At 47.3% G+C, this 9420-nt stretch carries 5 protein-coding genes; 2 read left to right on the forward strand and 3 right to left on the reverse strand.

The genetic code is table 11. The features are described 5' to 3' along the window. Both HY877_04540 and HY877_04545 read right to left on the reverse strand, forming a co-directional pair. A partial coding sequence (locus HY877_04540; protein MBI5299545.1) for a HAMP domain-containing protein occupies positions 1 to 319 on the reverse strand: 319 nt, incomplete at its 3' end. 8 nt (positions 320 to 327) lie between these two features. Beyond that, positions 328 to 1020 (reverse strand): hypothetical protein, encoded by a 693-nt coding sequence (locus HY877_04545; protein ID MBI5299546.1) that lies wholly within the window; start codon positions 1018 to 1020, stop codon positions 328 to 330. Between HY877_04545 and HY877_04550 the strand changes: the two genes are divergently transcribed. After that, entirely contained in the window at positions 1019 to 3136 is a 2118-nt protein-coding gene (locus HY877_04550; protein ID MBI5299547.1) for a transglycosylase domain-containing protein, read from the forward strand. The two genes, HY877_04545 and HY877_04550, sit on opposite strands and share 2 nt — an antisense overlap. 20 nt (positions 3137 to 3156) lie before the next feature. Next, positions 3157 to 8973: a hypothetical protein gene (locus HY877_04555; GenBank protein MBI5299548.1), complete on the forward strand. Its 5817-nt coding sequence runs from the start codon at positions 3157 to 3159 to the stop codon at positions 8971 to 8973. On the opposite strand, the gene HY877_04560 is transcribed toward HY877_04555, so the two are convergent. After that, the coding region (locus tag HY877_04560) for a hypothetical protein (protein MBI5299549.1) at positions 8966 to 9420 on the reverse strand (455 nt) is incomplete at its 5' end. The genes HY877_04555 and HY877_04560 overlap by 8 nt on opposite strands.

Below are 9420 nucleotides of genomic sequence, written 5' to 3' on the forward strand. Positions count from 1 at the left end.
CTCCTTCCGCCATTTTGTTAAATCCGCCGAAAAGAAGATTGAGTTCCGGATTCCCTTTGGCGGGGAGACGATACGAGAGATTGCCGTGGCGAACTTGTTTTTGAGCCTCCAACAACTGATTTATCGGCTGTTTGAGAAGACGAGTCACCAATCCTGCCAAACATAATGTAGAAACAACGGACAGAACCAGCAAAACACTGACAACAAGTCTATATGTGCCAAGTTGTGAATGATAAGGAACGGCAAAAAGTGCGATGAGCAGAGTTGGTCCTACGCCTAGCACAAGAAATAAGGTTAGAACGGCGGGAAACAATTTCATTTTTTGCTTCATTTCCACCATCCCTTAATGAGTAACCTTTCTTCCGCCATGGTGGGACCCAAAAAAAACAAAAGAGGCCATCCAAGAACAAGGGTAATAGGAATGTTGGCTATTAACCAACGGCTAATAGAAAACCATAGGTCGGCTTCTCTAGTTGAATGCAGGATAAAAGTTCCAAACAAGGCGCCAAGCAAGTTGGGCACGATAGCCGCAAAAATAAGATAAGATTTAAAAGATAGCATTTTTATTTCACCATCACTTTTTCGCAATATTCTTCTGTAATAAAAAGCAGGAATGAAAGATTGTAGAAAATTTGGAATTGAATAACCCAAAATCGCATGAGCCGTTCCTACGTTAATGGCATTTGTGATCATTCCGGCAAAAATTGTCGCTACAATTCCCCATCCCCCAAACAAAATTGTTCCAACAGCTTGCAGAATAGCTCTCGGCCAGACCACGGCAATGCTATCAATCGGCTGATTAGCCGTGCTAAACCCCAGTGTGCACAGGATCACCGAGATGGTGATCATCACGAGGGTAATCAGGATGTTTCGTTTGATGGGGGATTCGCTCGCTTCCATTTTTTCTTCTCCTATCACCTCAGGCGGGGTAACGCAAATCCTTTGAAAATGCCGCTTGGTTTTTTCGCTTGCGGCACAGAGTAGCACCATATAGAAAAAGGCATGCTGAACAAATTCCATGCCTCCCTTTCTTAAAATTTTTTTTGGAACTTTGCTTTTTGGTGTTTGTTTTGGGCTCGCCTTTACCCCCTTCCTTTTAAAGATGGATCGGGATTTCAGCCGGATGATTGCCGAGATTCCTGTTCAAGACACGAAAATTTTTGACCGCAATGGCTCTCTGATCTGGGAAATTTCCCTTCCCGACCGCGGATTCCAGACGTTTGTCCCCCTTTCCAAAATTCCCAAAACTTTGCAGGAGGCGGCGATTCTTACAGAAGACAGGTATTTCTATCACCACCTCGGTTTCTGGCCGCCTTCGATTGTGAGAGCCGCTCTCGTCAATCTTCTGAAAGGAAAATGGGCGCAAGGAGGCTCCACCATCACACAGCAATTGTCGAGAAATCTTCTGGCCCAGGCTTCTGAAAAACAGGCACCAAGGACATTCCGCCAAAAAATCAGGGAAGGATTGCTGACTCTCTTTTTAGAATGGCATTATTCCAAAGACTGGATTTTGGAGCGTTATCTTAACATCATTTTTTATGGAAATAACGCCTATGGTATTGAAACGGCAAGCTGGCGCTATTTTTCAAAACATGTCTGGGAACTCTCGAAGGAAGAACAAAAACTCCTTGTGAGCCTTCCTAAAGCGCCAACTTTTTTGAATCCTTTGCGAAGGCCTTTCAAAACACCGGTTGCCCTTTATCCTTTTCAATCGGAAGAAGAAACAGCTCCCCATTTTGTTCGTGAGGTTCTTCACCGGCTCCATCCGCCTCCCGGAGCCGAGATTCGAACAACGCTGGACATGGGGCTTCAGAAAAAAGTTCAAGAGATATTGGACCGTCGCTTGGAGGAAAAAATTCCCAACAATTCTTATGTCTCGGGTGCCGTGGTCGTGTTGGACGTCAAAAACGGGGACTGTCTTGCGATGGTCGGTTCCCGTCATTTTTGGTCGCCCCATGGAGGGCAGGTCAATGGCGCCATGGCACTCAGGCACCCTGGCTCCGCCCTGAAACCCTTTACTTATTTCGCCGCGTTTGAGAAGGGCTGGGATCCGGCTCTTGCCATTCCGGATGAACCGCATCATTTTCTTACGGCAAAAGGCATTCCCTACACACCACAAAACTTTGACCGGCGCTATCACGGCTGGGTCAGTGCCAGAGAGGCCCTCGCCAATTCGCTCAATGTCCCTGCCGTGCTGGCCCTCAATTATGTTGGACTTGAAAACTATATGGAAGTGCTCAAAAAATTCGGGCTTCATTCTTTTGACCAGCCCGCTGAATACTATGGACTCGCCTTGACGCTGGGCGGTGGCGCTGTCCGCTTGATCGATCTTACCAATGCCTATGCGGCGCTGGCTCGGGGGGGTGCTTTCCTTCCATGGAGATTTACTCCTGATCCGCTTCCGCAGGCTGTGCCTGTTGCGGGGGAGCGATCGGCGCCGCTGGCTTATCTCGTCACTTCCATCTTGTCGGACAAAGAGGCACGCCGAAAGGCCTTTGGGGAAACAAGTGCCTTGGAACTTTCAAGTCAGAGCGCCGCCGTCAAGACGGGAACGTCGCATTCCTACAGGGACAAATGGACCGTTGGCTACACGCCTGAGTTTGTGGTCGGAGTTTGGGTCGGAAGACCCGACAACGGTGCTTTGCCCGGACTCACCGGCGTTTCCACGGCGGCTCCCATTTGGCATGATGTTATGGAAGTGTTGTATGCGGGCCGCCCTGTGGTGGCTTTTAAAAAACCCAAGGGGATTACGGAAAAACAGATTTGTTTCGATGCTCCCTGCCAAATTCTGAAAGAAGAAATATTTCTGGAAGAGGCGGATTTTATAAAAAATGCAGTGTCCAAGCCCGCTCCTTCCGGAGGATTTTTGGTCGTTTCGCCAAGACCCTATGACGTTTTTGAAAGGGAGCCTTCCCTTTCAAGAGAGCATCAAAAAATTCCGTTCGAGTTGAGATTTCTCTCTTCGCCGGAAAACGGGATGCCCAAAAAGACAGATTGGTATCTTGACGGCAAAAAAATTCAGACGACGATGGGTCTCTCTCATAAATTTTTCTATCCTGTTGCTGAGGGCAAACATCGATTAACGGTTAAAATCGAAAATAGAAACAGGGAAAAAATTCCCTTTGACGTTCAATAAGCCATGGGAGGAGAGGTAAAATGAAACAACGAAAAAAAATAAAGTTCTTTTTGGTACTGCTCATTCTTGCGGCGGCTATCGGCGGTTATTCTGTTTACCGCTGGAAAACGCTCACGGCTTATCGCCCACCCCTAAAGGCGGGTCCTCTAAATATTGTGTTTGCCTCCCCACAGGGAGACGACGTGTCTCCCGTCATTGAGGGAATTACCATTATGCTGGATCGCCCCATGGTTCCTTTAACGACCCTTGATGAAAACGCGAAAACCGAAATTCCACTGAAAATTTTTCCTGAAATAAAAGGGAATTTTCACTGGCTCGGCACCTCCGCTTTTATTTTTAAACCAAGGGAACGGCTCCCTCTTGCAACAAAATTTACTGTTGTGATTCCCCAATATCTCAAAGCCCTTGACGGATCTACCCTTTCTGAGGAAAAAAGTTTTGAATTTTTCACTCCCGCTCCCCACCTTCTAAAATTGAAAGAAACTTTCACAATGGATCCGGTTCAGCCGGGCGAGATTGATGTCTCTTTTGACCAGCCGATGGACCAAAGGTCGGTGGAGGCGGGTATTTCCCTTGAGGGGACGGATCTGAAATTTCGCTGGGAAAAAGACGGCAAAACGGTTTATGCGTCCGCCGCGGACAAGCTGGAATTCGGGAAAAACTACGAGCTGAAAATTGCCAAAGGTCTTCGTGGAAAAGAAGGGGAGCAGACAACACAAGAGGAACAAGGTTCCACGATTCACACCATTGGCGTCTTTGAGATGGCTTCCAAAGAAGAAAATAAAGAGGACGAAATTTTAGAAAAACCCAATAAATGTATCAACACCACCAGTCCCCTCAATCAAAAAAGCGTTGAGGAAAGCGTCCAAATTGTGGTTGCCGACAGGGCAACCGGACAAGTCATTGAAGAAATTAAAAAACCTGATTTGTTTTTCACGGACGAAATCAGCTACGCATCCGGAAACAAAAAAGATGAAAATTGGAAGCAAGGTTTCTGCACAGAAGATATTTCCTTCCATTACTATGCCGAATACCGCTTCCAATTTTCCAAACCGATCAAGGACCGCTACGGCCGCAGTTTGTCCGTGGAACAACTTCAACAGGAAGTAGAAGGATGGAGGACCGATCATGCCCCGGCAGAACTCAATCCAGTCGGCGTGAATGGTCTTGAATTTCATGACCAGAAAAAAGAAGCCGTTCTTTTGATGAATGCCTCTAATTTAAGCGCTCTCAAAATCAGCGCCATTCCTGTTTCTTTTGAAAAGTGGATTCAAAATGATTCGGTAAGCAAAGTGGATTTTGGTTCGGCAAAAAAAACCGTCCTTCAACTTAAGGGAGAATATGACAAGGCGGAGAGAGTCAAAATAAGTCTTGGGGAACTCTTCGGGCCTGAATTTAAAAAACAAGGTCTCTATGCCGTCTGGGTTGAGGGGGAACGCAAACCCAATGTCCCAGCGTCATACCCCGAAGAACTACCTCCGCAGTTTAAGAAAATGGTTATTTTGTCCCGAACGGCGATGAGAATGAAAAACGGATTGGATCAAACGCTTGTGTGGCTCACCGATCTGGAAACAACACAGCCGCTTCAAGGAAAAACGGTTGCCCTGTATTTTAGCCCAAAATGGGACAAGCCCTATCAATACGTTTCCCAAACCGTGACCAACCAGCAGGGAATTGCTTTATTTAAAACGGAAATGGCGAATCCCGGTTCCGGCAGATGGCTGGCCCTTTATCAGGAAGAAGGCGCCTTCTCCTTTGTTTCAAAAGACGATAACGATGGCATCTCCCCTTACCAATTTTCCCTTAACTTTTCTCCTCTCTACTCGCGGGACAATTATTTTGCCTATATCAAAACAGACCGTTCTCTCTATCGGCCCGGGCAGGAAGTTCACTTTTCCGCCGTCATCCGAAAGGCCCGCGAGGGCCGGTATTTTCTCCCTGAAAATACGGAGGAGTTAAAATGGTATGTAAATAATCCGAGAGGGGAAACCGTCACGGAACAAACCGCGAAAATTTCCCCTGCTGGCATGATTCAGGGAAATTTTCAACTTGGGGATAACACCATCCCACGGGGAAACTACCGCCTGTCCATTCTGCTTCCGGGAAAACAGCAGATTTTCACAAAAATTTTTACGATTGCCAGCTATCGCAAACCCGACTTCAAGCTGAAGGTGGAGACAGATGAAAAGGAGTATCTCAATTCCAAGTCGATCGAAGCAAAAGTGCAGGGCCAATATTTTTTTGGCGCTCCCTTGAAAGAGGCAAAAATAACATGGGATCTCACGACTCAGAGCTATATTTTCAGTCCACAGAACTACCCCGGCTATAATTTTGCCGATTACCGCACACTTTATCGCTCTTACAATTTTCCGGAGGGAGAGGAAGAAATTTATTCGGATTATGAAGGAGAGGAATTGGCCTCTGGTACTGAGGAATATTTTTCCGAATCCAGCTCCCAGACTGATTCCAATAAGGGAAAAGAAACAGCGAGAAAAGCGGGCAAATCCTTGCGGGAAGAAAACCGACAGTATTTCAAGGAACAAAAAGGGAAAAGCACCGAAGCCGGTGAATTTTTGATCCGATACGCGCCAAACATTTCCAGATATCCTGTCTCTCAGTTAATCACCGTGGGGGTTCACGCTTCCGAAACTTCTCAACAGGAGATTTCTGTCTATGCCGATGCGGTGGTGCATCAAGGCGAGTTTTACATCGGCATCAAGCCAAAGGCCTTTGTGTATCAGGCCAAATCGCCTGGCGAAGCCGATTTGGTTACGCTGGATTGGAAAGGAAAACCCGCCAAAAACAAAACCGTGTCTGTCAAAATCATCCGCCGCGTTTGGAATGCTATCAAAAAACAACAGCCGGATACAACATTCGGCATGGTTTATGAACCCGTAGATACCGTTGAATCCGTCCAGACAATTCAAACGTCTGCGGAAGGCAAAGGTCTTGTGACATTTACGCCGCAAGAAGGCGGCAATTACTGGATTGCCGCCGAGGCTACGGACGGAAAGAGGAATAAAATCCGGTCTTCCGCAGACACATGGGTGGGGAGCCAATCGCTGACGGCGTGGAATTCCCCGTCCAAAAATCGGATTGATCTTGTGCCGGACAAGGAAACCTATGCCGTCGGGGAAACAGCCAACATTCTTATCAAATCACCCGTTGCCGGCACCCGCGCCCTTTTGACCTTCGAGCGTGGCGATATTTTGGATTATCAAATTTTGGATTTGGAGAGCAACGGAGAAGTCCTCAAAATTCCCGTCCGCGAAGATTTTCTACCCAACATCTATGTCGGGATTCTTTTGGTCAAGTCCGGTCAAACGGGTGTTCCTTATTTCAAAGCCGGTTATACGGAATTAAAAATTGCCCCCGAACAAAAAAAGGTGAACGTCAGCCTGACGACGGACAAAACTGTCTATCATCCCAAGGAAAAAGTGACGGTTGTCGTTAAAACGACCGATTATAAAAATCAGCCTCTGCCGTCCCATGTCATTTTGTCGGTTGTAGATGAATCCATTCTGAGACTCATTGATTATCATAGCCCGGATATGGTTAAGAAATTTTATTACCCGCGCACCCTTGGCGTGCAGACCGCCGATAATATGACGCGCTTTAAGGCAGGCGATGGCGGACCTTCCAAAGAGCTTGCAAAAAAACGCTCCCGATTTCTGGATACCGCCTATTTTAATCCAGATGTGGTCACCAACGAACAAGGAGAGGCTGTTGTTGCTTTTGAACTGCCGGATAATCTGACGACATGGGTTGTGGAAGGACTGGCGGCAACGGAAGACACGCGCGTTGGTTCCGGTTTCACATCGCTCATGGCAACGATGCCTTTCTTTTTGAGGCCGGCCCTGCCGCGCTTTCTGGCCGTGGAGGACATCGCCCACCCCTCTGTCATTGTGGAAAATCCTTCTTCGGAACCGGCCGGCGGGGAACTGTTTATTGACGTGAAGGGATCTGCCGGTCTTTCTTCCGCAGGACCCATTACAAAAAATATAAAGCTGAAACCAAAATCAGACACAGCCGTTCCCTTTGATGTCATCGGAAAAGAGGAAGGACAAGCGGTCTTTTCGTTTCAAATTCGAAAGGACAAAGAAGATGTGATTGATTTTGTCGAGCAAAGCCTGCCGGTTAAAGATCGTTCGGCGCCGGAGGTGGTTGCCAACGCCGGTTTTACGGACGACATGCAAACGGAAGCCCTTACCCTTCCGAAAGAAATCATTCCGCAAAAGGGATATATTCGGATCAACCTGCAGGCTACCCTCCTTGGAAATTTGACTAAAGGATTGGATGCCCTCGTTCATTATCCTTACGGTTGCGCCGAACAGACAGCCTCTCAATTGGTGGCCAATCTCCTGATAAGTGATTTGGCCAAGGAAAATGCCCTGAAAGAAAAACTCCCGCCGCAAAGCGATCTGGAAAAGGCCATTCAGGGCGGCTTGGCCAAACTTTACAATTTTCAATCTTGGAGCGGAGGCTTTCGATTTTGGCCTGAAAGCCAGGAGGAATATCCTTATCTGACAGACTACATTCTTTATGTTTTGGCCAAGGCGAAACAGTTTGGCTATGCGGTGGATGAAAAAATTATCGCCAGAGGAGCAAAGCGTTTTCTGGAAACAAAAAGAGACGAGGATCCCTTCCAAAATTATCTTCTTTTTGCGCCCCAGCGCGCTTTTCACCAGTGGGTTCTTTCCGAGCTGGGATTTTCTCCTGATCCCCAGGCCGTGGAGGTTTTGTATCAGGATTTTTTGAAAGACAAAAAACACTGGCAAATTGCGGATCGCGCCTTTCTCTGGATGCTCGAAACCAGAAGCCATGGTTCTGAAAAGGTGTTGAAGACAATCCAGCATAGTCTGGAGGCCGACATCCATTTCACGCCGCGCGGTGTCTCATGGGAAAACTATGAAGACCGGTTTATTTGCATTCTCCCATGCCAGAACAGCATCCTCTTGAAAGCCTTGATCGAGATTGAGCCAAAACACCCACTTATTTCACAAACGGTTCGCTATTTGGCCCACGCCCAGAAAAGCGCGTTGTGGGAAACAACCCACGCTTCCAGCTGGGCCCTCGATGCCTTGCTTGCTTATGTCAAGAACACTCATGAGCTTGAATCCCATTTTACGGCAAAAGCGGATCTGGGCGGCATTTCCATTCTGGAATCGGTTTTTGATGACAAAACACGCTGGCAATCTTTTGAAAAAACACTGCCGATACAAGATTGGATGGAAAAAACACAGCCCATCCCGTTGACTCTCTCTAAAAGAGGAGACGGCCGTCTCTATTATGAGGAAGAACTCAAATACTATCTGTCTCCAAAATATCTGCCGACACGCGAAGAAGGAGTAGTGGTTCACCGCGAGTTTTACGCCCTTGATGATTTGAAGGAGAAAAAACCTCTAATCCAATTTCAGCTGGGACAAAATTACAAGAGTTCCGTCACCGTCATGGTGCCGGCAATGCGCCATCAATTGATTGTTGAGGATTTATTGCCGGCCGGTTTGGAGCCCGTGGATTCCAATCTGGCGGGTACCAATCGTGAGGCCCTGCAAATACTTGAAGAGGCGGATTCTTCCGAAAAATCGGTGGAGGAAAGACAGCGCATCGAGCTGGAATCCCTTTATTTTTACCCTTGGGTTTTTGCCCATCAGGAAACGCAAGACGACCGCGTTTTTTGGGCGGCAGACCATGTTCCCGTCGGTGTTTATCATTTCAGGCATGTCGTGCGGGCGGCGACACCCGGAAAATTTCAGGCGATTGGTGCCGGTGCTTTTGAAATGTATCACCCGGAGGTTTTTGGAAGGGGCATCTCAAGGATTATTGAAATCAAGTGAAAGCGGAGAGGCGTTCATACACCACGCCCCATCGTACACCGCGGTCGCTTACTGTGATTTCTTGAATGCCAAGATGTTCTGTGATTTTTTCTAGCAATAGTGAACCTGCCAAGATGACATCGGCGCGGCCCGGTTCCAGTCCCGGAATTTTTTTTCTCTCTTCGATGGTTTTGGATTTGAGTTCGGCGATGATTTTTTTTAAATCATCCAATGAAATTTTGGATCCGTGCACTTCTTGGTGTTTGTAAACTTTCATTTTCATTTTGATGCCTGCCAGTGTTGTTGCGGTTCCTGCGGTGGCGATCATGGTACGATGGTACGATGGTACGATAGTACGATGGTTTTTTAAAACGGCTTCAATAGCTCCGATAAGATTTTTATAGTCTACATCTGAAATGGGATCGGACCGGCAACATTTTTCGGTGAGCAATACCGACCCGATTGGCA

It is taken from the genome of Deltaproteobacteria bacterium, from assembly GCA_016213065.1.
Taxonomy (GTDB): Bacteria; UBA10199; UBA10199; order SPLOWO2-01-44-7; family SPLOWO2-01-44-7; genus JACRBV01.

Excerpts from the sequence above, each read along its gene's own strand:
- HY877_04555 (MBI5299548.1), top strand. The coding sequence starts at position 3,157 with ATGAAACAACGAAAAAAAATAAAGTTCTTTTTGGTACTGCTCATTCTT.
- HY877_04550 (MBI5299547.1), top strand. The coding sequence starts at position 1,019 with ATGCCTCCCTTTCTTAAAATTTTTTTTGGAACTTTGCTTTTTGGTGTT.
- HY877_04545 (MBI5299546.1), bottom strand. The coding sequence starts at position 1,020 with ATGGAATTTGTTCAGCATGCCTTTTTCTATATGGTGCTACTCTGTGCC.